At 45.1% G+C, this 26,348-nt stretch carries 18 protein-coding genes and 1 CRISPR repeat array; of the genes, 5 read left to right on the top strand and 13 right to left on the bottom strand.

Going from position 1 to position 26,348, the window contains the following annotated elements; genetic code table 11:
* Positions 1-62: 62 nt before the first annotated feature.
* The gene (locus QUB63_RS18620) at positions 63-1,088 is read right to left on the bottom strand and encodes a DNA-directed RNA polymerase I subunit RPA34 (RefSeq protein ID WP_332946751.1); all 1,026 of its coding nucleotides are present in this window, start codon (positions 1,086-1,088) and stop codon (positions 63-65) included.
* Between the two features lie 469 nt (positions 1,089-1,557).
* On the opposite strand from QUB63_RS18620, the gene glmU reads away from it, so the two are divergent.
* On the top strand, positions 1,558-2,943 hold the full coding sequence (gene glmU / locus QUB63_RS18615) for a bifunctional UDP-N-acetylglucosamine diphosphorylase/glucosamine-1-phosphate N-acetyltransferase GlmU (RefSeq protein WP_332946750.1): 1,386 nt from the start codon (positions 1,558-1,560) through the stop codon (positions 2,941-2,943).
* 65 nt (positions 2,944-3,008) lie between these two features.
* Here the strand turns inward: glmU and QUB63_RS18610 are convergent, their stop codons facing one another.
* From QUB63_RS18610 to QUB63_RS18585, 6 genes are all read right to left on the bottom strand, one after another.
* Positions 3,009-3,671 carry a hypothetical protein gene (locus tag QUB63_RS18610; protein ID WP_332946749.1) on the bottom strand — a complete coding sequence of 221 codons (663 nt, stop codon included), beginning with the start codon at positions 3,669-3,671 and terminating at the stop codon, positions 3,009-3,011.
* Positions 3,672-4,421: 750 nt separating this feature from the next.
* Complete coding sequence (locus tag QUB63_RS18605) at positions 4,422-4,925, bottom strand: hypothetical protein (RefSeq protein ID WP_332946748.1); 504 nt, start codon at positions 4,923-4,925, stop codon at positions 4,422-4,424.
* Positions 4,926-5,292: 367 nt separating this feature from the next.
* Entirely contained in the window at positions 5,293-5,604 is a 312-nt protein-coding gene (locus QUB63_RS18600; protein ID WP_332946747.1) for a hypothetical protein, read from the bottom strand.
* A 551-nt stretch (positions 5,605-6,155) separates the two neighbouring features.
* The gene (locus tag QUB63_RS18595) at positions 6,156-6,659 is read right to left on the bottom strand and encodes a hypothetical protein (protein ID WP_332946746.1); all 504 of its coding nucleotides are present in this window, start codon (positions 6,657-6,659) and stop codon (positions 6,156-6,158) included.
* Between the two features lie 73 nt (positions 6,660-6,732).
* Entirely contained in the window at positions 6,733-7,230 is a 498-nt protein-coding gene (locus QUB63_RS18590; RefSeq protein ID WP_332946745.1) for a hypothetical protein, read from the bottom strand.
* A gap of 56 nt (positions 7,231-7,286) precedes the next feature.
* On the bottom strand, positions 7,287-7,880 hold the full coding sequence (locus QUB63_RS18585) for a tetratricopeptide repeat protein (RefSeq protein ID WP_332946744.1): 594 nt from the start codon (positions 7,878-7,880) through the stop codon (positions 7,287-7,289).
* 195 nt (positions 7,881-8,075) lie between these two features.
* On the opposite strand from QUB63_RS18585, the gene QUB63_RS18580 reads away from it, so the two are divergent.
* Positions 8,076-9,326 carry a WD40 repeat domain-containing protein gene (locus QUB63_RS18580; protein WP_332946743.1) on the top strand — a complete coding sequence of 417 codons (1,251 nt, stop codon included), beginning with the start codon at positions 8,076-8,078 and terminating at the stop codon, positions 9,324-9,326.
* Positions 9,327-9,475: 149 nt separating this feature from the next.
* Here QUB63_RS18580 and QUB63_RS18575 read toward each other — a convergent pair whose 3' ends face one another.
* Together QUB63_RS18575 and QUB63_RS18570 are read right to left on the bottom strand one after the other, a co-directional pair.
* Positions 9,476-10,441 (bottom strand): isoaspartyl peptidase/L-asparaginase, encoded by a 966-nt coding sequence (locus tag QUB63_RS18575; protein ID WP_332946742.1) that lies wholly within the window; start codon positions 10,439-10,441, stop codon positions 9,476-9,478.
* 63 nt (positions 10,442-10,504) lie between these two features.
* Positions 10,505-10,660, bottom strand: a complete 156-nt coding sequence (locus QUB63_RS18570; protein WP_293216634.1) for a DUF2256 domain-containing protein — start codon at positions 10,658-10,660, stop codon at positions 10,505-10,507.
* A 130-nt stretch (positions 10,661-10,790) separates the two neighbouring features.
* Between QUB63_RS18570 and QUB63_RS18565 the strand changes: the two genes are divergently transcribed.
* Entirely contained in the window at positions 10,791-11,762 is a 972-nt protein-coding gene (locus QUB63_RS18565; RefSeq protein WP_332946741.1) for an RNA methyltransferase, read from the top strand.
* Positions 11,763-11,945: 183 nt separating this feature from the next.
* On the opposite strand, the gene QUB63_RS18560 is transcribed toward QUB63_RS18565, so the two are convergent.
* Positions 11,946-12,566 carry a hypothetical protein gene (locus tag QUB63_RS18560; RefSeq protein ID WP_332946740.1) on the bottom strand — a complete coding sequence of 207 codons (621 nt, stop codon included), beginning with the start codon at positions 12,564-12,566 and terminating at the stop codon, positions 11,946-11,948.
* A gap of 10 nt (positions 12,567-12,576) precedes the next feature.
* Between QUB63_RS18560 and QUB63_RS18555 the strand changes: the two genes are divergently transcribed.
* On the top strand, positions 12,577-13,656 hold the full coding sequence (locus QUB63_RS18555) for a serine hydrolase (protein ID WP_332946739.1): 1,080 nt from the start codon (positions 12,577-12,579) through the stop codon (positions 13,654-13,656).
* A gap of 247 nt (positions 13,657-13,903) precedes the next feature.
* Positions 13,904-14,299 (top strand): hypothetical protein, encoded by a 396-nt coding sequence (locus QUB63_RS18550; RefSeq protein ID WP_332946738.1) that lies wholly within the window; start codon positions 13,904-13,906, stop codon positions 14,297-14,299.
* An 87-nt stretch (positions 14,300-14,386) separates the two neighbouring features.
* Here QUB63_RS18550 and QUB63_RS18545 read toward each other — a convergent pair whose 3' ends face one another.
* The 3 genes from QUB63_RS18545 to QUB63_RS18535 all read right to left on the bottom strand — a co-directional run bounded on the left by QUB63_RS18545 (position 14,387) and on the right by QUB63_RS18535 (position 17,595).
* Positions 14,387-14,614 (bottom strand): hypothetical protein, encoded by a 228-nt coding sequence (locus QUB63_RS18545; protein ID WP_332946737.1) that lies wholly within the window; start codon positions 14,612-14,614, stop codon positions 14,387-14,389.
* 123 nt (positions 14,615-14,737) lie between these two features.
* Complete coding sequence (locus QUB63_RS18540) at positions 14,738-16,264, bottom strand: phosphomannomutase/phosphoglucomutase (RefSeq protein ID WP_332946736.1); 1,527 nt, start codon at positions 16,262-16,264, stop codon at positions 14,738-14,740.
* Positions 16,265-16,689: 425 nt separating this feature from the next.
* Positions 16,690-17,595 (bottom strand): D-hexose-6-phosphate mutarotase, encoded by a 906-nt coding sequence (locus QUB63_RS18535; RefSeq protein WP_332946735.1) that lies wholly within the window; start codon positions 17,593-17,595, stop codon positions 16,690-16,692.
* Positions 17,596-18,146: 551 nt separating this feature from the next.
* Positions 18,147-26,132: direct repeats of the CRISPR family, unit length 37 nt; unit sequence GTTTCAATCCCTGATAGGGATTTAGGGTTTTTCCGAC.
* Positions 26,133-26,348 lie beyond the last annotated feature (216 nt).

The following is a 26,348-nucleotide window of genomic DNA, read 5'->3' as shown; positions in this document are numbered from 1 at the left end:
ACGGCTCTCGCGAAGTATTTTCGGAAAAAACCCGGTTTCTGAACGGTGCGTCTCAGACTAATCTATCGAGAAGGATTTGCTTTCTCTGGTTCTGCTTTTTCTGAATTAGATTTTTTCGGAGTTTCTTTTTCGGAATTGGCTTTTTTAGGACTTTCTTTCTCAGATGTGTCTTTTTCTGAATTGGCTTTCTTAGGAGTTGCTTTCTCAGAAGTTTCTTTGTCAGAATTAGATTTCTTAGGAGTTGCTTTCTGGGAAGTTTCTTTTTGGGGTGTTGCGGGAGTTGGCTCGGGTACAGGGGGATTTACTGCTGATTCTTGAGCGTAAAGCAGATATTTTTGATACTCGATCACTTTTGTCTGAGCTAGTTCGTGGTTGGCGCTAGACACCGGTACTCTTCTCATCAACGATACCGCTTCTTGCCAGCGATCGGCAACCATCGTCCAATCTTGCTTCGTTTTTGCCACTCGCCCTAACTCTGCTGCTTTGACGGCGCTGTTAACGGCATCTCGAAAAGTATCCGGTACAGTTGCTAAATTCTCTGTTTCATCTGGATTCTTCAGAGCAGTTGCTGTCGGCTCGTTCAACATCTTACTGACAAACGCCACCACGGCGATCGCCAACATACCCGTTACCAGCCCGACGACAATGAAAGTCGATCGCAGCCGCTTCTGGAATGCAGCAAGTTCCGGCGATTTATCCTCCTCAATACTGCTCTCCATCTCAGGGCGCGAGTCCGTATTAGCAACCTCCGTATTTGCCACACCTTCTGGCGCAAAGCTCTCTCGTTCCAAACTGCTATTCTCCAAACTAAACTCCTGACTCCAAGCTGCAATCTTACCGCTTTCTCGCCCCTCAACCTTCACTTTGCGAATCGAATCCGGCTGCAAATTCGTCAGTTGGCTGCGGACAAAATCAACTAAAGTATCTTCTCTCGGTACTTGCTCGGCCTCAAGAATTACATCCAAACAGTCGCCGTCGAGATTCGCGGTGGCTGCGATCCCTTCAGATTGCAACTGGCTGTTGAGCCAAGATGCGATCGCCTGTGGATTTCCCTGCTTGGCAAGTTCCTGAAAATTAAGCTCTGTCATAGCTGGACACCTGATAATGCCGAAAGGAAGGAAGAAGGAAGAAGTCCGAGGAAAGTCGGAAGAAGGAATGAAAAAGTCACGAAACAATAGTTTTTTTTATTTGAAAACAGCATAACTGAAATTCAACAAATAGTATAATCTATCTCGGTAAATTCAAGCTCAAAGATGCAAATTATCACTCTCGCTTCCCCTCGCATCCCTCGGGGAAGGACTGAAGTCCGAACGATCGAACCTGAGTTCGGTTCGATCGTTCGGACTTCAGTCCTCAGCAATTTGATACCGCGCGCAACTCCAAGATACCGCAAGCATCGCCCCTAAAACCGACATCAGGCTGCAAAAAGACGTGCGGCGCCCGGATTCGAGATTGGAGATTAAAAAATTGTGCGATCGCAGTACCATCGACGGACAGCCAGTGATATCATCATTTAGTCAATATTCTAGTTTTTATAGCAAATAGCTCGATCGCACAATGATAGCAATAGCAATTTTAGCTGCTGGACGCGGCACGCGCATGAAATCTGACTTGCCTAAAGTTCTACACGAATTGGGCGGGCGATCGCTAGTTGAGCGAGTCCTCCAAAGCTGTCAAGAAATTAAAATTTCCCGGCGACTTGTCATCGTCGGTTATCGAGGCGAACTCGTTAAACAATCCCTGATTCGAGGTCAAGAAATACCGGAAAATCCCGAATTTCCTCCCCTAGAATTTGTCGAACAAACCGAACAATTGGGAACCGGTCACGCCATCCAGCAACTGCTGCCTCACTTACAGGGATGGAAAGGAGATTTGCTGGTCTTAAATGGGGATGTACCTTTGCTGAGGGCAGAAACTATCAAACAATTGATAGCAATTCACACACAGCACAAAAACTCTGCTACTATATTGACAGCTAATTTGCCAAATCCTCAAGGATACGGACGAGTATTTACCGACAGTCAAAACCTAGTGCAGCAAATTGTCGAAGACCGCGACTGCACAACAGCTCAAAGGCAAAACCAGCGAATTAATGCAGGTGTTTACTGTTTTCACTGGCCGCATTTAGAGAAAATTTTGCCAGATTTGAAAGCAGACAATGACCAAAAAGAATATTACCTAACTGATACGGTAAGTATCCTCTCTCCTGTGATGGCGGTGGATGTTGAAGATTATCAAGAAATATTGGGAATTAACGATCGCAAACATTTAGCCACAGCTTCCGATATTTTGCAAGCGCGGGTAAAGGACAAGTGGATGACGGCGGGCGTAACGCTGATCGATCCCCAAAGCATCACGATCGACGATACCGTAGAGTTGCAGCCGGATGTGGTAATTGAACCGCAAACCCACTTGCGGGGGAAAACTTCGATCGCCTCTGGGAGTCGCATCGGCCCCGGCAGTTTGATTGAAAACAGTCAAATTGGAGAAAATGTGACTGTGCTTTATTCGGTAGTTTCTGACAGTATTGTGGCCGAAAATTCGCGAATTGGCCCTTACGCACACTTGCGCGGACACGCACAAATAGGGGCGAACTGTCGAGTCGGCAATTTTGTAGAATTGAAAAATGCTAAAATAGGCGATCGCACTAATGTCGCTCACTTGTCTTATTTAGGAGACGCGACTTTGGGAGAAAAAGTCAACATCGGTGCAGGGACGATTACGGCGAATTACGACGGAAAAAACAAGCACAAAACTCAAATAGGCGATCGGACTAAAATCGGTTCTAACAGCGTGCTGGTGGCACCGATAACTTTGGCAGAAGATGTTACCGTAGCGGCAGGTTCTGTAGTTACAGAAGATGTGCCGAATGACTGTTTAGTAATTGCCCGATCGCGGCAAGTTGTCAAACCCGGTTGGAAGTTAAAAGATGCGAAGAAATAACTAGGTTTGTAGTGAGGACTTTAGTCCGCAGAATTTTCGCAATTAAAGTCCTTACTACCAATACCTTAGTGCGATCGCGCGTGCAGGTAGTTATTAATCGCTTTGGCGATTTCTACTTGCTTGTACGGACTCATAGTGTGCGGCAGGGAAATGCGATCTCCTCCACTAACTAACAGTCTGACTTCGTACCAAATGTCATTATCCCGATCTTTTTTGCGCTCGACTTCCACCCCATAAATCTCGCACAGAGAGTATTCAATTACTTTACGTGCCAACAAACCCCGCTGTTTAACAGTCAGGGTGTTTAATTTTTCATCGAAGCTGTAGGTTTCATTCTTTCCCAACACGATCGCTCCGACTGCTGCGAGCAAAAATATGCCTCCTGTCCATCCCAAGGGGCGATCGTCTTGGCTTAAGCGCAGCAAGCGATGTTTTGCATTTTTAACAAAAAAATTGATGTCCGAAGCAGCAGCGTCTTTATTCCCCCAGTTAGTCGAGTTAGCACTGAAAGGAACATCCCCAACATTCGTCACAAGTACAACTCTGCTTTTGGAGCCAAATCTTTCAACTTTAGCTCCCTGCAAAGCAGCAAGCTGAATTTCTTGGATGTCCGATCCCAGTAAGTGCGATCGCACCAACTGGCAATTTCCTTGTTTTTCCTGCGATCGCTGGCAGCTCAGGGTTGCTGCATGATAGTCAAAAGCCAGCCAGATCAGTCCAAATGCCATTAATAAACTACTAGGGAACCACAAATCCAATATGCTCTTCGTCTGAATTATTAGTTCAGTTGCTGTTTGCTTGATTATTTTCATTTACTGCGCCCTTTGATTCCAAAATTGATGCTACCGATCGAGTTGCTGACCCATATCCGCCCAATTGTTAACTTATATATTATTGGAAGTCATCCTATGCCATGACCCTTCTTATCTTGGTAATACACTAGCACTAAAATGTTTGACCGACAACAAATGTCGCGAGTTTACCTCCGGCTGCGTCGTTTAAGAAAGCTTTCCGTGATTTAAAGTAGATGAATCTTAAAAATATATTAATTATTTCAGTGCCAGTGAAACCTTAGCTTTAGCGCGATATTACAGCAAATAATGGCAAAGAAAGATGAGGAAAACTTTATAATGTAACAGAATGCAAAGTTTTTAGCGCCTAGGAAATTATTGTTACTTATTGATTTGGGCTATTCCCTACTGGATAGCTACGGTTGACGCACTTTAGCAGCAAGTGTATTAACTCAGTGCGATCGCTCGTCCAAAGGGCTGCGGATCGAGTCAGCCTGTTTTTTTGCTTTTAAAGTATAATTGTCAGCGCGATCGCATTAACAGATAAACATAGCAGCGAATACCTTAATTATTATATTTTCCAGTACCTACTTCTACTCATAAATCTCGCAAGAGAAGTATCCGGTAAAATTATTCACCCGCTAACCCCGTTGTTTAACAGTCATTTTACCGAAAGTTTTATTAAAGCTATAGATTTAATTTTTCGCGCTTCCAAACATATGGTAATACCCCAGCCAGCACAAATATGCTCCCAAATATCCATGCACCCCGGCGATCGTCTTGACTGAGATTCAACGATTTGCGATCGGGATTTGCCACAAAATCATTAATTTTATTAGCAAGATCATTTTTATCCCCCCAAGAAGTAGTGTAGTAATCCGTAAACGGAATTACCCCTGATTTGGTTAACAGTACAACTCGGGTGTTACGCTTAGAACCTTTGGTAACTTGGCCTCCCACTAAATTATCCAGAGATATTTCTTGAGTATTTGAACCAAACAAGCTCGATTTTGTGAGTTTACAATTGCCTTGTTTAGATTCTATGCGTTGGCAACTTAGAGTTGCATTTGGTGCATAAAAAACCAGCCACAATCCAGCGACAATTAAGAACAAGCTAGATAACAAGTTCAGCCAGATGTTAGAACTTTGAATTTTGAGTTCATTAAATGGCGTTCCCTTGAGTTTTTTCATAAATTTCTCCTTTTGATGAGACAAAAACTTAAATTGGTAATTTCTCTCTTGTGTCTATTTTATCATGCACAAATTATTTGACAATGCCTCCGGCGCCTTACTGGGCAAAGATATTGCTTCAGTGCTACGATCGCTAAGTCAGATAGCCACGAATCAAATCAGCCATTTTTTTTTGCTGTTGACTGCGGTTAAAGAATAGGTTGCGTTGCGATCGCATTAACAGATAAACATAGCAGCGAATACCTTAATTATTATATTTTCCAGTACCTACTTCTACTCATAAATCTCGCAAGAGAAGTATCCGGTAAAATTATTCACCCGCTAACCCCGTTGTTCAACAGTCATTTTACCGAAAGTTTTATCAAAGCTATAGATTTAATTTTTCGCGCTTCCAAACATATTTTAACACCCCAGCCAGCACAAGTAGGCTCCCAAATATCCATCCAAACCAGCGATCGTCTTGACTGACATTCAACGATTTGCGATCGGGATTTGCCACAAAATCATTAATTTTATTAGCAAGAGCATTTTTATCCCCCCAAGAAGTGTAGTAATCCGTAAACGGAATTTCCCCCGATTTGGTCAACAGTACAACTCTGGTGCTACCCTTCCTACCTGTGGTAACTTCGCCTCCCACTAAATTATCCAGAAATATTTCTTGAGTATTTGAATCCGACAAGCTCGATCCTGTGAGTTTACAATTGCCTTGTTTAGATTCTATGCGTTGGCAACTTAGAGTTGTATTTTGTGCACAAAAAACCAGCCACAATCCAAGGATAACAAAGGGCAAGCTAGATAACAAGTCCAGCCAGATGTTAGATCTTTTAATTTTTAGTTCATTAAATGGTGTTCCCTTGAGTTTTTTCATGAATTCATCCTTTTGATGACACAAAAACTTGAATTGCTAATTTCTCAGTTGTGTCCATTTTATCATGCACAGATTATTTGACAAGGCTTCCGGTGCACTTGCTTGGCAAAGATATTGCTTCTGTGCTGCGATCGCTAAGTCAGATAGCCACGAATCAAATCAGCCATTTTTTTTTGTTGACTGCGGTTAAAGAATAGGTTGCGTTGCGATCGCATTAACAGACAAAGATAGTAGCGAATACCTTACTTCTTATATTTTCCTGTGCCTGCTGCTACCCATAAATATCGCAATAGAAGTATCCGGTAAAATTATTCACCAGTCAACCGCGTTGTTAAATTGTCATTTTGCCTAAAGTTGTATATCTACAGATTTAATTTTTCGCGTTTCTCAACATAATTAAATACCCCAGCCAGCACACACATGATCCCAAATATCCATACAAACCAGCGATCGTCTTGACTTACATGCAACGATTTGCGATCGGGATTTGCCACAAAATCATTGATTTTATTAGCAGAAATATTTTTATCCCCCCAACGAGTGTAGCCATCAGTAAACGGAATTTCCCCCGATTTGGTTAACAGTACAACTCTGCTGCTACCTTTTCTACCTTTGGTAACTTTGCCTCCCAGTAAATTATCCAGAGATATTTGTTGAGTATTTGAACCCGATAAGCTCGATCCTGTGAGTTTACAATTGCCTTGTTTAGATTCTATGCGTTGGCAACTTAGAGTTGTTGTATTCTGTGCATTAAAAATCATCCACAATCCAACGAGAATAAAGGGCAAGCTAGATAACAAGTCCAGCCAGATGTTAGATCTTTTAATTTTTAGTTCATTAAATGGCGTTCCCTTGAGTTTTTTCATGAATTCATCCTTTTGATGACACAAAAACTTGAATTGCTAATTTCTCTATTGTGTCCATTTTATCATGCACAGATTATTTGACAAGGCCTCCGGTGAACTTGCTTGGCAAAGATATTGTTTCAGTGCTGCGATCGCACGTCGAGACATAGCTGCGGATCGAGTCAGCCATTTGGCATTGTTCTGTTACCGAATTGCTTCTCAAACAAAGGATCTCGCATCCCAACACCAACAACTCAACATAGTAGCTACAATTTCCCTCGCTATCTGCTATTTCGTCTAATTCCACCGCACAAATATCGCGAGTTGAGCGTTCGGTAACATGATTCAGCCACAAACCCCGTCGTTTAACGGTCATTTTACCCAAAGTTTTGTCAAAGATATAGATTTCAGATATTGCGCCGTCCAACAAACACAGCGAGAATAACAGAAATATACCTCCACCGATCCAGTTTGACGCCAAGATAATCTGCAATAAGCCAATGACAATAAAAGGAGAAATCAAGAGTAAACCATCCCAGATGCTAGAGGTTTGAATTGTTAGTTGCGTTGGTGTTTGTTTGAGAATTTTCATAAGTTTATCCTGTTATTTTGGGAAAGGATGTGAATTACTAATTTCTAAGCCACGGATTATTTAGTCCGGCTACCGGCGATCGCCATTTTGGTATTGTCAACAGCCTTGACAGCATAAGCATCGCCAGGACGCACCTGCAAAGCTCTGTTAAAATTGATTAAAGCCGTTTGATAGTCTCTCTGTCCGTAGTAGACATACCCGAGTTTCATCGATTGTTTGAATTCGTCTTTTTGAATCGGCGCTATAGAACTTTGAGGAGATGGATCAGCAGCCGGAGATGATTCTTGACTTGGTGATGGATAAATGTTAAGCTCCGAAGGAAAAGAAGAAGGAGAGCTATCGTTATTTTTTAGTTCTAGATTCAGGCGAGGAGCAGAGGTTTTTGTGAAATTTCCGCCATAAAATACTGAAGTAGTAACACCTCCCAAAACAAACATCAGCAAACCAGCACATTGAATTAAGAAGGTTTTTCTGATTTTATTATTGCTCCAATTTTTGACATAAAAAACCAAGGCGGCAAAGGGAACAACCAAGTAAAGGACTCCCCAAATAGTTTCCTCTCCAAAAGCTTGAACTAATCCCCAAATATAACCAACAAGACTTAAAACCAAACCGAGGATAAAAAATAAGGCGATCGCAATTCCAGGCATTTTATTTCTCCGGTTAATGTAGAGTTATTTAGCAAACTGTAAAGGTCAGGATTTCGGCACATTTTTTACCGGAAACTCTTGCTGCTGTTTGCTGTGTTAAAAATAGATTAGCGGTGAAAACAGTTTGATCGCGCACAGCGAATGTTAGGATTTTGGTTAGGATTTTGACTAGGAACTCGATCGCGACTGCCACAAATGACACCCTCTACCCCCGATCGACCCGAAGAACCTTTTGCACGGGCAATTTACGACTGGGACATCGAAAAGCTGTACAGCGACTTAGCAAACGCCAAACTAGAATTCGCCCCCCACACCAGAAGAGGGCTGACACCCGTGGAAAAAAGGCACTTGTGCGGCTTGCTGTGCGGCTGCAGCCCCGCCGAGATGGCGGTACTTCTCAACAAACAAATCAAGGGTGTAGAGGTTGACTTATCCAAAACTTTGTACCGATACATAGAAATATTGACAAATCGGCAGAGAAATGCACTCAAAAATTGGAGAGACGCGATCGACTGGCTGGCAATAGCCGGGTATAAAAAACAACCAAAAACCTCATCCGGCGCCATCTTAAAAGCCACTCTCCAGCATTCAGACAGCATTTTATCGGCCGCGATCAGTCCCGACGGACAATTACTAGCAACGGGCTCCCACGACAGTACAGTCAAAGTTTGGAGTTTGCACAGCGGGGAACTGCTTCGGACTATTTGCGGACATTCAACCGCCGTGTTGCTAGTGGCTTTCAGCCCCGCCAGCAAAACGCTGCTGACGCGATCGCGCGCGGGTACAGTCAAACTGTGGAACCTGCAAAACGGCGAACTGCTGAAGCGCTTAGCAGACGTACACCGCCACGAATCTGTCGCCGTGAGCCCCGACTGGCAAATTTTGGCGATCGGCACCACCTGCGGCACTGTCAAGCTGCAACACCTCAACAGCGGCCAACTGCTGCAAGTTTTGAAAGGCTATCAAGGGGATGATATAAGTGCGATCGCCCTGAGTCCCAACGGCAAAATGTTAATAGCCAGCGGGCTGAATGCAGCCAGCGGTTTCTGTCGGGCCACCGTCACTTTGTGGGAATTGCCGGGGGGAGAAGTGAGGCGAACATTTGGCAGCGAAAATTATGTAGCAATTACTCCAGACAGCCAAACTCTCGTCTGTCATGGCAATAAAACGATCGCACTGTGGAATTTGCAAACAGGCGAATTATTGCATTCCCTGCAAACAGGAATTCGCATCACTTCCGCCGCCGCGATTAGCCCCGACGGGAAATATTTTGCAGTGGGCTGTTTTGACGGTACTGTTAGGCTTTGGAATCTGCGCGGCGAATTGCTGCACGCTTTAGAGGGACATTCGGGCCCTGTTTCTGCGGTGGCGATCGGGCAGTTGGGCGAAACTCTGGTTAGCGGTAGCGATAATGGTACAGTTAAACTTTGGCAGTTGCGAATTTAATATTAATCTCAATAATTATTGCTAAATTATTAAAACTAGCAAATCCCGGTAAGGATCGCAAATTAAATAATTTACACAAGTTTGTGGGATGGGCGGGAGAGCCCATCCCACAAGAACAATAAAGATTGTAAGTTATTTAATTCTCATTCCTAAGCAACAAAAACCAGCGTTCCCTTGTTCGTTTCCAAAGTATCGCCCATTTGCACGCCGTCGTGAAAAGCACCGAGAATGATCTCGCTAGTTTTGCCGATCGCGATCGCACCGCTAGCATCAATTCCGATCGCACCAAAATCTCGCTTGCGATCGTCAGCTTCCGCAAAAGAACGCTCAAAAGCAGCTTTCAAACTCAAACCATCCGTTACCCGAACCACAATTCGCGCCGCCAAACACTCGTCCATGATGTGCTCGCCGATACCAGTACAGCTAACAGCCGCATTCCCAGTCGCGTAATTTCCCGCCGGCATAGCAGAATCGCTAACCCGCCCGATGCGCTCAAAACCCTTGCCGCCAGTCGATGTTCCCGCAGCCAAGCGCCCCTCGGCATCCAAAGCTACAACTCCGATCGTGCCAACCCCCCTTTGTCCCCCCTTGGTAAGGGGGGGTAGGGGGGTTTCCGCCACCACAGTAGCCATTGCTTTGTTAAAATTGCCTTGGCGTTCCTGCATCCACTCGTGCAAGCGCAAATCCGTCATCGGATCGTAAATCGGCAACTGAAGTTCTCGCAGCAATTCCGCCGAACCAAAATCAGACAATACCCGATCGTCCGAACTCTGCAAAAATTGAGCAAGTTCGATCGGATTTTGAACGCGAGAAACATTAATCGCGCCGCTGAAACGCTGCACCAAACCGTCCATCAGCGAAGCACTCATCCGAATTTGCCCGTCCGACTGCACCACAGAACCCGTACCCGCATTAAATCGCGGGTCATCTTCCAACAACCGACAGCCGTGCACCACTGCATCTACGGCACTCGCACCGTCTTTGAGCAGCGGATAAACTGCCTCCAAAACATCATAAAGCGATTTGCGCACCGCTTCAATTCCGCCCTTGCTGTGTAGAGAACTGCCGGCACCGCCGTGAATAACTAGCTTTGGTTGCACCTGTTGCGATGCCATACTTCTAACCGTGAAATTTTCTTTTGCAATCTTAGCTTCTGTTTGGCAAATAGCAACAGATTCTTAATTTTCTGTGCTATTACGGCGACGGCGACAGCGATCCGAGCAGTATTTCACCTCATCCCAGCAGTCGGCCCATTTTTTGCGCCAAGTAAAAGGTCGATCGCACACCGGGCACATTTTTGTCGGTAAATCCGATTTCGATCGCTGCTTGGCCATGCTAATTTTGACAGTACGCTATCTTAGATTATCTGCGTAAATGGGCGTAAATAAGCATTAAATCTGCGGTTGACCGATCGAAGATTTATGCAACGCCGTTTAATTTCAGCAAAAAATCTCCCCAGTAAAAATGGTCGAAACGGCATCAGCCAACATCCGAATCGTCTTAGTCGAACCCGCAGGGCCCTTGAACGTGGGTTCAGTAGCCCGCGTGATGAAAAATATGGGTTTGCGCCAATTAATTTTGGTAAATCCCCAGTGCGATTATTTAGGGGAAGAAGCCCGACTGATGGCTGTGCGCGCCGCCGACATACTGTCCGCGGCGAAAGTAGTCGAGAGTTTGTCGGCGGCTTTGGTAGGATGTGTCAGGGCGATCGCAACTACAGGAGACGATTCTCGATCGCACCCAATGCAGCTAGAAACACCAGCAGATGCTTTACCTTGGTTGCTAGAAGCCCCCAGCGCCCTAATTTTCGGTCGAGAAGACTGCGGCTTGACTAACGCCGAATTAAACCGCGCCCAGCGCTTGATTCGGATTCCCAGCAGCGATGCTTACACTTCCTTAAATCTCGCCCAAGCTGTGGCTATTTGCTGCTACGAACTGTATCGGGAAGCAGGTTCGGCAACGAGCACTGTACGGGATGTAACGGATGTAGCGGAGAGAAGTTCGGCAACGGATTCTGTAGCGGATGTAACGGATGTAACGGAGAGAAGTTCGGCAACGGATTCTGTAGCGGATGTAACGGATGTAACGGATACAAAGAATAAGAAAGAGGGAATATTTTCCCAATCTCCCCCTCTCCCCCTCTCCCGATCCCCATCGGACCCTCCCCTCACCAGTGCTTCTTTGGACAATTTGGAGGGATATTACCAGCAACTAGAAACGCTGCTGCTGAAAATTGGATATTTGCATCCGCACACAGCAGCAAGTCGGATGGAAAAATTTCGGCGTTTGTACAACAGGGCTTATCCGAGTGTTGATGAAGTCGCCATGCTGCGGGGCGCGATCCGCCAAACAGAATGGGCAATAAAAACTTACGCGCGATCGCCAGTTTCTGATACTCTGGATGGGGCGCTGCCAGAAAATCCAACGGATAGCTAGGGGAAATGCTGATAATTTGGGATGTGACATTGACGATTTTTGGCTATCGAACTGGATTTACCAACTTGTCACCTTCATAACCGCGTTTCTTGACTAAAAACCTACGCTTTAAGGTAATTTCCCGGCAAGAAACCCGGTTTCTAATACCACGGGTGCGTTTCGGGTAAATCCCAAATCTAAAATCTAAAATCTAAAATCTAAAATCGATTGGCTGGCAAGCTGAAAAATCTTAAACTTGAAATTTACAGTGCAGAAGGAGTAAGACGTGGCAGAGCGGTTTCCCAAACGATCGATATTATCAGTGATGTCCTCAATGTCCTCGATACCCTCTACCAACTCCGGCCCAAAGCCGCCTAAATCCGGCGCTTCAACCGAGTCTGGCAAATCCGGCCGCCGCCGCCCTCCCCAACCGCAAAACGGCGCAGAAATTCCAGTATCAGAACCTGCGACTTTCCCTCCGCAACCAAGCCGCAGCACCAGAATTAGAGCCAATTCTCCCGCACCTTCCCCCGAAGAATTGAATACACAGGACTTTTTGTCCGATCCCAGATCCGCAATTAACCCCAGAAAACCCAGAACCACCAAAACCACCAAAATTGGAGAGGCGAAGAGTCGCCAACCGCGCAAAAAAAATCTCGCTGCTGTCGATTTGTTCAATTTTCCCGAACCGACTTCGCCTGTAAGCACTCCCGCCAGCAATCCCACCAGCGAACCCCAAACGACAACTCCCCCCGCACCCCGTAAAAGTCGCTCCAGCGCGCCCCCTGCGAGCATTCCAGACGCGAAAACGCCCGCAAATGCCAAAAAAACCCCCGTGGCGAAACCGCGCCCGCAAGCGAGTCAGAGACCGGGCAAACGTTCTGCAACTCGGAACGTGCCGCCGTTGGTGCACGCTACTCGGTTGCTGATTTTGGGAGTTGGGATTGCGGTGATTTGCGGTACGCTGCTGTCGGTGGTAAATGCTGTGAGCCGATCGACTGTAGCGACACAAGAACAAACCATCGCAGGCGAGAAAAACGCAGCCGACAGCGCCTCTGCTGCACCGGCGGCCCCTGAAGCGCTGCAACTGAATCAAGAATTAGCAGCTTTAAAAACAGAAGTTCAGGTTTTAGCAACAGAAAATCCTACTTTGACAGCCGGAATATTTCTAGTTGATTTAGATAATGGAAGCTACCTAAATTTTAACGGCGATGCTGCTTTTGCTTCAGCGAGCACGATTAAAGTGCCGATTTTAGTGGCTTTTTTCCAAGCAGTAGATGAAGGCAAAGTGCAGTTAGATCAGGTGCTGACGCTGAAGCCCGAACACATTGTCGGCGGTTCTGGGGAGATGCAAGACGACGCTCCGGGTAAGAAGTATTCGGCTTTGGAAGTGGCGAGAAAAATGATTGTTGTCAGCGACAATACGGCGACAAATATGATGGTTGAATTGTTGGGAGGTGCTGAGGTTTTGAATCAGCATTTTGCAAGCTGGGGTTTGAGGGCGACGGTACTGCGCAATAAGTTGCCGGATTTGGAGGGAACTAATACTACCAGCCCGAAGGATTTGATTAATATCATAGCGCAGGTCGATCGCGGAAATTTGGTTTCAGTCAAATCGCGCGATCGGATTTTGCAAATCATGCGCCAAACACAAAACGATTCTTTGCTCCCGAGAGGTTTGGGCGAAGGAGCAGTTATTGCTCACAAAACCGGCAACATCAATACAATGCTAGCCGATGCGGGGATGGTGGATTTACCAAACGGGAAGCGTTATTTAGTAGCGGTGATGGTGAAGCATCCCCCGGAAACCGAGAAGCCGGCTCAAAGTTTGATTCGGGATATTTCTAAGATGAGTTACCGCTATTTGAACGACGGAGAAACACCCGCCGATTTAAAAGTGAAAATTAAAAATTAATTGATTCACCCTAAAATTGGTTCGCAGCATCGGACTTCAGTCCGCATCTGGGATCGGAAGACAGAAATCCTCACCTAAAATAGGTTGGTAGTGAGGACTTCAGTCCGCATCCAAATCAGAGGACTGAAGTCCTCACTACCAACCGATAAAAACCTCTAACTTCGAGCCTGTTCAGACAATTTTTAACTCTTCCGGGTATGTTAGCGCAAGTCCCGTAGAGTTTACAAACTATAAATGAGTTTGTATTATGAAACTAACCACCCGACTTGCTTGTTTGCTAGCGCTCTCAACCTTAGCCGTGGGAGTCTCCCCCGCCTTGAGCAACCCCATTCGCTCTTCTCAAAGTGAATTCACAGATATTACAGTTATTTCCAATAACATCGAGCTCAATCGAGCGAAAAACTTAGCCCGTCAAGCAGCAGAAAATGCTAACGGAGGTTTGGGCCAATATCGAGCCGAAGCCTCTATGCACGGTGCATCAGCAGAATCGCCGTTTGTTGACAATGGTGACGGTACTTGGACATTTACGTTTCAAGGTTACAAGCCCGGTTCGTCTGTCTACACGGTAGAGACAGTTGTTACTGTTTCCCAAGATGGGAGGATAAGAGTCGATTACAACGGTCGCATTCGCAGCTCAAATTGACTTTAACAGCACTTCGGACAGTTGCGATCGCCCATCGTAGAATTATTTTAGGCGATATGGCGATCGCCCTGTCAGTCGATTTGAGATTTACAGAGATTCAAAACTAGCAGTAAAGCCATCTAAAGTCAAGCATTCTTCCATAAAATCCTCTACATCATTGACATTTTCAAGTTGATATTCCATAATGCGTTGACCGTCGCCTTTCATCTTTTTAGAAGAAAGAGGCGTGGCCGGATATTTTTCTGCGATCGCTTTGAAAGCTTTGGAATTGAGAGTCCAGCTTTCTGCAGAACATTTAATTATTAAAAGCCACATGATAAAATTCCTCCTTGGGTAAGGTACGTTGTGGCGCGAAGAGCGCTCTTTCATATATACAACAAGAGCGCCCAAGCGCAACAACGTACCTAAAACATCCTTTAGTAGTCAGGTTCGTGAAACTTAGCTCGAAAGTGCCGACATATCGAGGGATTCTGTTGTTTGGAAAAAAGCTAAAAGCCGATCGACTATTTGAGCAACACCACCCTTAACATTAGATTCAACATTCAAAGGCATCACCGGATCGTGCAGTGACAAGCGTAACAGAAACCAGCCGGATTCGCTAGGTGACGTGCAGGAAATTCGCACACCTTCGTAATTATTGGGAACGATTTTCCAGTCGGCTTGCATTGAGGCAAATTCTTGCAGTTGCTCGATGACGCGAGTTCCGTGGGCTTTAAAATCATCCACACCAATTTTAATCCTAAATTCGGCACTTTCTTCAGGCTCTTGTAAATTCGCAATTAAATCCGGCAAAGATTGATTAGCTAATTTGGATTTAGCCAACTCAATCAATAATTTGCTCACCAAGTAAGCGCCATCATCCAGAAAGTAATTTTCCTTCAAAGCGCCATGTCCAGATGTTTCAATAGCCAGCCACGATTCCTGTCCGGCTGCATTCAGGCGAATCGACTCGTCAATCACATTTTTGTAGCCGCGTTTAAAGCGATGGTGAATTCCTTTCAAATCCTGTTCGATGAATTGCGTTAAACCATCGGACGTGATAGAATCGGTGACGACGGTAGAGCCTGGGTGCTCTTGTAGGACGATCGCCGAAATCAACGCGATTAAGCGATTGCGATTGAGTTCCTTGCCAACGTAATCCACAGCCGCACTGCGATCGACATCCGTATCAAAAATAATCCCAAAATCAGCTTGATTGGCAATTACCGCTTGACAAATTGACTGCATTGCCTGTTTATCTTCGGGATTTGGCACGTGATTGGGGAAAGTGCCATCGGGTTCTAAAAATTGACTGCCCGTCGTGTCTGCACCTAAAGGTTTTAAGACTTTATCAACATAAAATCCGCCCGCACCATTACCCGCATCCACAACAATTTTCAATCCAGTCAGCGGCTGCTCAAAATTATCGGGATGATTGACTGATTCCCTAATTTTTTCGACGAATTGGTTGGCATAAACTGAGATAAAATCATGCTTGGTAATGCTACCGGGCGCTGGGGCTGGCTGAAAGTTATTGCTTTGGGCTAGTGTTAAGATGTCGGTAATATCTTTTTTTTGTAATCCACCGTTGGCGGTGAAAAACTTTAAGCCGTTGCGATTAAATGGCAAATGGCTAGCAGTGAGCATAATCGCGCCGTCGCACTCAAAACCGGGGGTGATTGTACTCATAAACATGGCGGGAGTTGATGCCATTTCAAAGTCATATACTGTGGAACCAACTGAAGCGATGCCGTCCATAACTGCTTGCATTAAAGTTGGCCCGGAGAGGCGGCTGTCACGCCCGATCGCAATTATCAACTTTTCAGCAGGTTTATTGACTTTTTGCACCAGCCAACTGACAAAGGATTGACCTAAAATTGTCGCAATTTCGGGCGTGAGGTTGACTTTTTCGCCGGGAACCCCTTCGAGGGCGATACCGCGAATGTCTGAGCCATTTTGCAGTTTTGTCCAGTTGAAGTTTTGCATAATGATTGATGGTAAAAAGAAGGTTCGGCAGCGAGCAATGTACGGGATGTAACGGATTTCACGAAGAAGAGATGAACAGATCAGATGGCCGTTTCAACCGCGACTCGTTAGTGTCAAGTTGAACCAGAAAATCTTTGTATTTCTCGTTTATAACCGAGGCTTCTTCCCCCTAAATCCCCCTTAAGAAGGGGAGTAGGGGTTGACTTTGAGAATGCTCTTTTTGACCCTTATTGCCCGGAGATCTCTCTAAGTTATCCTTTAAGAAGGGAGACTTTGAGAAGGCTCTTTTTCGCCCTTATTGCCAGGAGATCCCTCTAAGTTATCCTTAAAAAGGGGGACTTTGAGAATGCTCTTCTCTTGTCCCCCCCTTAAGAAGGGGGGCTAGGGGGGATCGGGCTTAATTAATGACACTAATCTATGATTGCTTAGTCCCGTTCAACGCTGTAAATTGCCGCCAAGCGGAACTCACCTTTCGCGGGGACTTCGACAATATCCGTCGCCGCATTGGTGGTTTCTACGCAGATTAAGCGCTGATAATCTGCATCGTCGAGGTCGGCCATGTTTTTAGAAATTGTCACCCAGGGATTCCACACTACGGCGGATTTACTGCCAGAGGATTTAATGCGAATCCGACGATTGAGGGAGGCGTCGTCTATGACTAATTCGTTGGTGACATTGAGATAAATTCGATCGACCTCACCGACAGCTACCACTGCACCTACTTGAGTTTTTTCGACTCCACCGTCAACTTTATCAAGATATTGGCTGTTTTCTAAACCCAAAACCTGCACGCGGTTGATGTCGCCGACTAGGAAATAGGTGTGGAAGGCTTGGGTGAGGGGAAATGCTTTTTCGCCCTTATTGCGGGTGATTAATTCTACTGTGAGAGTGGTACCGACGGTAATTGCGATCGCCAGTTCAAAAGCTTGGGGCCAAATTGCTCTAGTTTCTTCGGTATCATTGAGCCCTAGAGTGACTTGGGTGGCGCCGTCTGGGGTGGTTCCGGTGTTGAGGACATTCCACAGGCGATTGCGGACGAACCCGTGACTGGGACGCCCCAAGCCTTCGGGATCTGGGCCAAACCAGGGCCAACAGATGGGTATACCGCCTTTGATGGCTTTTCCTTCGGCGTAGTAGGCTTTGTCGCTTCTGAACATCAAGTCTGCGGTTTCGGTGGCTGGTTGGAAGGAGAGCACTTGGCCGGAATACACAGATATCAAGGCTTTGGCTTGGCCGTTGTCGATGTGAATCATCGGGAAACCGCCGTTTCCGCTGGCGAAGGTGAGGTGGCCGGCGATGCTGTAGTCTGTGTTTAGTTGGTCAATACTCATGCTGGTGCCGGAGGTTAATTGCTTCCCAATTATCCGATATTATGGTTGCTGCGGTTGTTTGTATTGTTGAGTTTGAGTGGAATGCGCGATCGGCTAATACAGTTGTGATGTGGATAATGATGTGTTCTGAGAAAATTTAGGTTTGGTGGCGAGAGTATCTGGAAATAAACCCGGTTTCTGGGAATTATGCAAAGATTAAGAAACCGGGTTTCTGGGAGCATCTAGGTTGGTGGCGAGAGATTTCGGAAGAAACCCGGTTTCTGGGAATTATGCAAAGATTAAGAAACCGGGTTTCTCAGATAATCTAGGTTGGTGGCGTGAGGCTATGGAAAGAAACCCGGTTTCTGGGAATTATGCAAAGATTAATACAACTGGTTTCTGATATCAATTGCCAAAAATAATGCAAAATCCCGATCGGAATTTACGGTTTTTATGGCTGTTTTTGATTGTGTCAATCTTCACAGGTATAAAGGTTTCAAGCCCTAGACAGGGAAATAGGGTTTTTCCGACCCGAGGGCTGTCCGCGCTACTGTGTCCACGTTTGTGGAGAAGTTTCAATCCCTGATAGGGATTTAGGGTTTTTCCGACATGTCGTACTAAATCACCTACCCGAAGAATAATGTTTCAATCCCTGATAGGGATTTAGGGTTTTTCCGACTGGGCGAACCGGTGCCACCTTTAATTTGGTGGAGAAACTGGTTTCAATCCCTGATAGGGATTTAGGGTTTTTCCGACGCGGTAGTCGAAATAGTTCTGGGAGAGATCGTGTCCCGGAAGTTTCAATCCCTGATAGGGATTTAGGGTTTTTCCGACTTGGATTTTGGCGTGGCGCTCCGGCATTTGCACTCCGTTTCAATCCCTGATAGGGATTTAGGGTTTTTCCCGCGCAGTCGGAGCGGCCGTCCTTCGTAGTGGCCGTGTTTCAATCCCTGATAGGGATTTAGGGTTTTTCCGACTTGGCGATGATGGAAACGGCAATTGTAGAAAATGTTTCAATCCCTGATAGGGATTTAGGGTTTTTCCGACCCTCGGAGCTATTAGCTTGTTAGCGAACGGCGTCACTACAGTTTCAATCCCTGATAGGGATTTAGGGTTTTTCCGACTCATATTGACCAACGGACGATCGAAGAATTGAAAGCTGTAGTTTCAATCCCTGATAGGGATTTAGGGTTTTTCCGACCCCTTGTCACCAATTACTCCCGCTTTATTAGCCGTTTCAATCCCTGATAGGGATTTAGGGTTTTTCCGACACTTTTCCGTGAACTCCTGGGCTTGTTTTTTTCTCGTTTCAATCCCTGATAGGGATTTAGGGTTTTTCCGACTGAACATTTCAGTGAATTTTCCCACCCCATCTGAGAGTTTCAATCCCTGATAGGGATTTAGGGTTTTTCCGACTTGAACAGCATCTTGCTGCTTGATATGCCACTCGGTTTCAATCCCTGATAGGGATTTAGGGTTTTTCCGACCTGCGGCCGCTGATGCGGTGCGCCGACTGTTGAAGGCTGGTTTCAATCCCTGATAGGGATTTAGGGTTTTTCCGACTGAAAAAGAGCAGCGGGAGCGCGATTATAGGTTGTTTCAATCCCTGATAGGGATTTAGGGTTTTTCCGACGCTGCAAATGTAAATCATGATTTTTTCTTAATTGTTGTTTCAATCCCTGATAGGGATTTAGGGTTTTTCCGACATTTAAGCGTACAGCTAGCTTCCTCTAAAATCTAAGTTTCAATCCCTGATAGGGATTTAGGGTTTTTCCGACCTGAAATACAACTCCCCCCAAACACCGCGATCGCTGTAGGTTTCAATCCCTGATAGGGATTTAGGGTTTTTCCGACTTGGGAAGCGACTATTTCTTGCGTTGAAGCGCTGGCAGGTTTCAATCCCTGATAGGGATTTAGGGTTTTTCCGACTTCTCAAGACTTGGCAATCGCGTTTGTAAATAGTGGTTTCAATCCCTGATAGGGATTTAGGGTTTTTCCGACTCTATATGCCTACCGCCACGGGTCGAGCTTTTACGTTTCAATCCCTGATAGGGATTTAGGGTTTTTCCGACCTAGAGGAGTTGATTGATTCCTTGGAAGATATGGCGCGTTTCAATCCCTGATAGGGATTTAGGGTTTTTCCGACGACAGTCTTTCTGGTATGTGTAGCCAGCTTTGATGTTTCAATCCCTGATAGGGATTTAGGGTTTTTCCGACTTACACACATTGTCAGCGGAGGATAAATTATGGTTTCAATCCCTGATAGGGATTTAGGGTTTTTCCGACGGTATTCGACAATTATGGAAACCCTGTCCCTAGAACGTTTCAATCCCTGATAGGGATTTAGGGTTTTTCCGACTGCTATAATTATTTGGTACTCCTGCAAAATTGAAATGTTTCAATCCCTGATAGGGATTTAGGGTTTTTCCGACTGAAAAAGCGGAAAATGCCTTTTGGTCAATCGAGCAAAAGTTTCAATCCCTGATAGGGATTTAGGGTTTTTCCGACTGTTGAGCCAAGCTTTACGGCTGCCAATCTTGAAAGGTTTCAATCCCTGATAGGGATTTAGGGTTTTTCCGACTTTAGGGCGGTTTTTCCACGGCTCCCCAAAAGCTTGGGGTTTCAATCCCTGATAGGGATTTAGGGTTTTTCCGACGTGGGGAACTTGGATTATTGATTGGCTCACCTGCGAGTTTCAATCCCTGATAGGGATTTAGGGTTTTTCCGACATCGATACACGCTAAAAGTTGCATCCTCTGGCAAAGTTTCAATCCCTGATAGGGATTTAGGGTTTTTCCGACGTTTCAATTTTAAACGATCCAGCACTAGGTGTTAAGTTTCAATCCCTGATAGGGATTTAGGGTTTTTCCGACCTGAAAGTGCGTTTTGCTTGTATTGATGCACCGGGTTTCAATCCCTGATAGGGATTTAGGGTTTTTCCGACGGAAGATTCACAGCAGAATCGCTGGGATTGCGGGGCGTTTCAATCCCTGATAGGGATTTAGGGTTTTTCCGACAGATTAAACCAAATCAAACTAACAGAACCATGACGTTTCAATCCCTGATAGGGATTTAGGGTTTTTCCGACCAATGAAATTTGAGAATATTGCCGAGGCTCTTGCGGAAATGTTTCAATCCCTGATAGGGATTTAGGGTTTTTCCGACTCGATGGATTTGCTGACTGGCTTGTGAACTTCCCGTTTCAATCCCTGATAGGGATTTAGGGTTTTTCCGACATATATTGCAGCGGCTTAGGTATCCAAGATTTGTTAGTTTCAATCCCTGATAGGGATTTAGGGTTTTTCCGACTCTTTTGAGTGGGCTGAGGTGTTAATAAGTCTAGAAGATGTTTCAATCCCTGATAGGGATTTAGGGTTTTTCCGACCGATAGAATACGCCGCCGCAACAGGATCAGACTAGAAGTTTCAATCCCTGATAGGGATTTAGGGTTTTTCCGACGCTAATTAAATCCGAATTACTGACCGTTGTTGCTGTTTCAATCCCTGATAGGGATTTAGGGTTTTTCCGACTTTGATTTTTCACACTCAGGAGCAGTTAAAATGTTTCAATCCCTGATAGGGATTTAGGGTTTTTCCGACACGGTAGGATGGGATAAAGGTTATTGGGCTGCTGGTTTCAATCCCTGATAGGGATTTAGGGTTTTTCCGACCTGACTGGTTGACCTATGGCGATTGCCCTGTAGTTTCAATCCCTGATAGGGATTTAGGGTTTTTCCGACCTACCAAGCATTGGAAAGGAATCATTAACTGTCACGTTTCAATCCCTGATAGGGATTTAGGGTTTTTCCGACTTGTAACCGGTCTGATCGAATCTGAAGCCATCGAGGCGAAGGGTTTCAATCCCTGATAGGGATTTAGGGTTTTTCCGACTTTAAATGGGGAAATCAATTTTCAGGCGATCGCAGAAGTGTTTCAATCCCTGATAGGGATTTAGGGTTTTTCCGACTTGACGCTCTTTTTAGTGATACTGATGACAGTAGCCGTGTGTTTCAATCCCTGATAGGGATTTAGGGTTTTTCCGACCCGCCCTGAGAAGGTGCAAGTATTTTGCTCATTTTAATGTTTCAATCCCTGATAGGGATTTAGGGTTTTTCCGACGGCAATTTCTAGTTGCTGTTTTTGTTCAACGCTTTGTTTCAATCCCTGATAGGGATTTAGGGTTTTTCCGACATTCCTGGTATCCCAGGCATTTAAAAACATGGCTGTTTCAATCCCTGATAGGGATTTAGGGTTTTTCCGACCTGCTACTCCGATCTCTGTGAGTTGCTGCGTAGTTGTTTCAATCCCTGATAGGGATTTAGGGTTTTTCCGACTCAATTATCAGCAATCAATACGGGCTTAACAACTTTGTTTCAATCCCTGATAGGGATTTAGGGTTTTTCCGACCCTACCGCCACGAGTCTTGATGTTGTTACAAATTCGTTTCAATCCCTGATAGGGATTTAGGGTTTTTCCGACTTGGTTGGTCGTGGTTTGCCCGGAGACTACAGGGTTTCAATCCCTGATAGGGATTTAGGGTTTTTCCGACAACAGTTCGATTGTCCGGCAGCGACAATTCAATTTCGTTTCAATCCCTGATAGGGATTTAGGGTTTTTCCGACGCTTCGCTTTTTTTATTTGGCGGCTTTCGCCCTTGTTTCAATCCCTGATAGGGATTTAGGGTTTTTCCGACACCCCCTAGTCAGAGGCAATTTTATTATGGCAAATTACGGTTTCAATCCCTGATAGGGATTTAGGGTTTTTCCGACTTGATGCTGAGCTCAATATTGGTCAGGCTCACGGCGTTTCAATCCCTGATAGGGATTTAGGGTTTTTCCGACTGGTTTTTGTGGGTGAAAGGCATCAATTCAGGCTCAATGTTTCAATCCCTGATAGGGATTTAGGGTTTTTCCGACATACTCCTTTCCTTCACAGTCTTCCTCAAGAAAGTTTCAATCCCTGATAGGGATTTAGGGTTTTTCCGACTGCAATTAAATTCTCCGCAACTTGCCTTTGATAAAGTTTCAATCCCTGATAGGGATTTAGGGTTTTTCCGACAATCGATCGCACGTAGAATCTCGGCAACCAATCGAATCTGTTTCAATCCCTGATAGGGATTTAGGGTTTTTCCGACTTTGTAGTAGAACAGCACAAATTCATGCCTAGCGTTTCAATCCCTGATAGGGATTTAGGGTTTTTCCGACATAAAATGGCAACCCCTATAAATTTTCAACCTCAGTTTCAATCCCTGATAGGGATTTAGGGTTTTTCCGACCAGGCGTTACTACTTGTTTTTCCTTGTGATTCATGTTTCAATCCCTGATAGGGATTTAGGGTTTTTCCGACTCATCAACCGAGACGATGCTCGATTTAATCTTCCAGCGGTTTCAATCCCTGATAGGGATTTAGGGTTTTTCCGACGCGGCTGGGCTTTTTAGAGAAGCTATCGTCAAAGTGTTTCAATCCCTGATAGGGATTTAGGGTTTTTCCGACAAGAGCCGATCTCATTTCGCCACCGTTAGTAACAGCGTTTCAATCCCTGATAGGGATTTAGGGTTTTTCCGACTCAATGGCTGTACCCCTACCCAGACTCACCAGTTTGGGTTTCAATCCCTGATAGGGATTTAGGGTTTTTCCGACCGAACTTTAGGGTCTCTAAACCAAACCTCAAACTCCGTTTCAATCCCTGATAGGGATTTAGGGTTTTTCCGACATAACTTCGATAGCGCCAAACACAATTTCTTCTGGGTTTCAATCCCTGATAGGGATTTAGGGTTTTTCCGACGAAATCGTATTGACTTCTAGGGCGATTGTTGTTGTTTCAATCCCTGATAGGGATTTAGGGTTTTTCCGACGCGTCGGCTGGCGTTGTTCGCACCCTTACGATAAAGTTTCAATCCCTGATAGGGATTTAGGGTTTTTCCGACCAGTAGTTTGTATTTTTCGCGTTGGCGGGACGCGTTTCAATCCCTGATAGGGATTTAGGGTTTTTCCGACGCCAGCAATGAAGCAGACGCGCAAGCCTATGCCAGTTTCAATCCCTGATAGGGATTTAGGGTTTTTCCGACGATGAATTGATTGAATTATTATTTGATTATTCAGGTTTCAATCCCTGATAGGGATTTAGGGTTTTTCCGACCTTTTCACTATTTAGGGTGCTGTTCTCGCCATGACTTCAACGTTTCAATCCCTGATAGGGATTTAGGGTTTTTCCGACCTGATTCATCCAAAAATTTAATGCTGTCATCAATCCTAAAAGTTTCAATCCCTGATAGGGATTTAGGGTTTTTCCGACTTCGGCGGCCTCTTTTCCAATACCAAACAATCCAGCTTGAGCAATTGGGTTTCAATCCCTGATAGGGATTTAGGGTTTTTCCGACGCAATTGCCTCGTGGTTATCTTCATTGCACCAGCGAATGTTTCAATCCCTGATAGGGATTTAGGGTTTTTCCGACGGGGGCCCGAGAAACAGGATGGACAGCCGCAACAGGGTTTCAATCCCTGATAGGGATTTAGGGTTTTTCCGACCCAGCAGAAAATAGCGCTCTGCACGAATTGCTAGGTTTCAATCCCTGATAGGGATTTAGGGTTTTTCCGACGATAGATCTTAGCAACAGCCTTTCATATAGATTGGAAGTTTCAATCCCTGATAGGGATTTAGGGTTTTTCCGACAAATGTTATCAACTGGAACACTGAAATCAAGAATGTTTCAATCCCTGATAGGGATTTAGGGTTTTTCCGACGTTAAAAGCTAGCTACACTAATGATTTTACAAGCTTGGCAGTTTCAATCCCTGATAGGGATTTAGGGTTTTTCCGACACAGCGCTTTTGTCAAATGTGTCTGGATTTGTTGTGTTTCAATCCCTGATAGGGATTTAGGGTTTTTCCGACTTAAATTAACTTACACCACTCTTTAATAGCTTCAATGTTTCAATCCCTGATAGGGATTTAGGGTTTTTCCGACCGCACCTTCTTCAGTTATTTGTGCAAAACTTTGTCTGGTTTCAATCCCTGATAGGGATTTAGGGTTTTTCCGACTTTGTTTATCAAGCTATTTTGAAGTAGAATTTTTTGTTTCAATCCCTGATAGGGATTTAGGGTTTTTCCGACAAGAATCTTGAGGCCGAGCGCGATCGCAGAATCTAGCGTTTCAATCCCTGATAGGGATTTAGGGTTTTTCCGACCTTATCAGTGCAAGGGCTGCTTAAACTTCTTTGTTTCAATCCCTGATAGGGATTTAGGGTTTTTCCGACGTTTGCAGCTCTCTCATTTGTTGCTGCTGCTGCGTTTCAATCCCTGATAGGGATTTAGGGTTTTTCCGACTTGCCCGTCGGATTCGACTTCGTGAGCGCGACTGAGTTTCAATCCCTGATAGGGATTTAGGGTTTTTCCGACTCCAAGGGATGCCGACTTTTTGGCAGATAGCTCGACCGAGGTTTCAATCCCTGATAGGGATTTAGGGTTTTTCCGACCCTAAAGCTTGCCCTGCATCCCGATAGTTGTAGTCGTGGGTTGTTTCAATCCCTGATAGGGATTTAGGGTTTTTCCGACAGGAATTTTATTAGCATCTAAATTTGATTTTTCAATGTTTCAATCCCTGATAGGGATTTAGGGTTTTTCCGACCCTTAGGCGCTGGCATATCAATAAATTCTAATTGTTGTTTCAATCCCTGATAGGGATTTAGGGTTTTTCCGACTGAAGATTTATCAGAAAGTTCAGTCCCGCAAGTGTTTCAATCCCTGATAGGGATTTAGGGTTTTTCCGACCGTATCTAGCGCGCCCGGAGCGCCGCCGACCAAATCGTTTCAATCCCTGATAGGGATTTAGGGTTTTTCCGACCTTTATGCTGGAAAAACCCAGCAACCCCCGTGATGTTTCAATCCCTGATAGGGATTTAGGGTTTTTCCGACGCTCAAGAAAGTCAATCCACCGACTAAAATCTCGGGTTTCAATCCCTGATAGGGATTTAGGGTTTTTCCGACGGTTTTAAATCACTTTGCGGCTATTAAATGGCTGGTTTCAATCCCTGATAGGGATTTAGGGTTTTTCCGACCGCCTCTGAAAAGCCAGAAAAAGCAGCATCGCTCGTTTCAATCCCTGATAGGGATTTAGGGTTTTTCCGACACGAATTTGAGCCAAACTTCGCGGAGCAAAGTGAAGTTTCAATCCCTGATAGGGATTTAGGGTTTTTCCGACTCCCAAATTGCCTCTTTTCTCGCAAAACGTTTTGTTTCAATCCCTGATAGGGATTTAGGGTTTTTCCGACTTCTGTGGCTTCCGGCGCGGTTGGCTCGCTGAATGTTGCGGTTTCAATCCCTGATAGGGATTTAGGGTTTTTCCGACAAACGCAGTTCGCTTGTTGTTGTCATTTGATCTGTTTCAATCCCTGATAGGGATTTAGGGTTTTTCCGACTTGGTGGCGGTATGAACTACAAAGCCGTTGATGGGAGTTTCAATCCCTGATAGGGATTTAGGGTTTTTCCGACCCATTGGGGTAATGACCGAATCTACAAAAATAGGTTTCAATCCCTGATAGGGATTTAGGGTTTTTCCGACAGCTTATGTTTCAAAGCCTTACGGTATTTGGTTTTCAAGGTGCAGTTTCGACGATCGATCTAAAATTATCATTTCAGCCACCGGCTTGTCAAGAGGCAAAAAAATAAACAGCACTCAAAACCAATCACAGCAAGCATTACAGCGTTGGCGAGCATCGTTTTTTTCGGCTGAGTACCTCAAACCCATGCTGTGCAAGCAATACAGCCGAAAAAATTG

Source organism: Microcoleus sp. ARI1-B5 (assembly GCF_036705795.1).
GTDB lineage: Bacteria > Cyanobacteriota > Cyanobacteriia > Cyanobacteriales > Microcoleaceae > Microcoleus.
The sequence above is the reverse complement of the archived record's forward strand: the minus strand, read 5'-3'. Positions and strand labels throughout refer to the sequence as shown.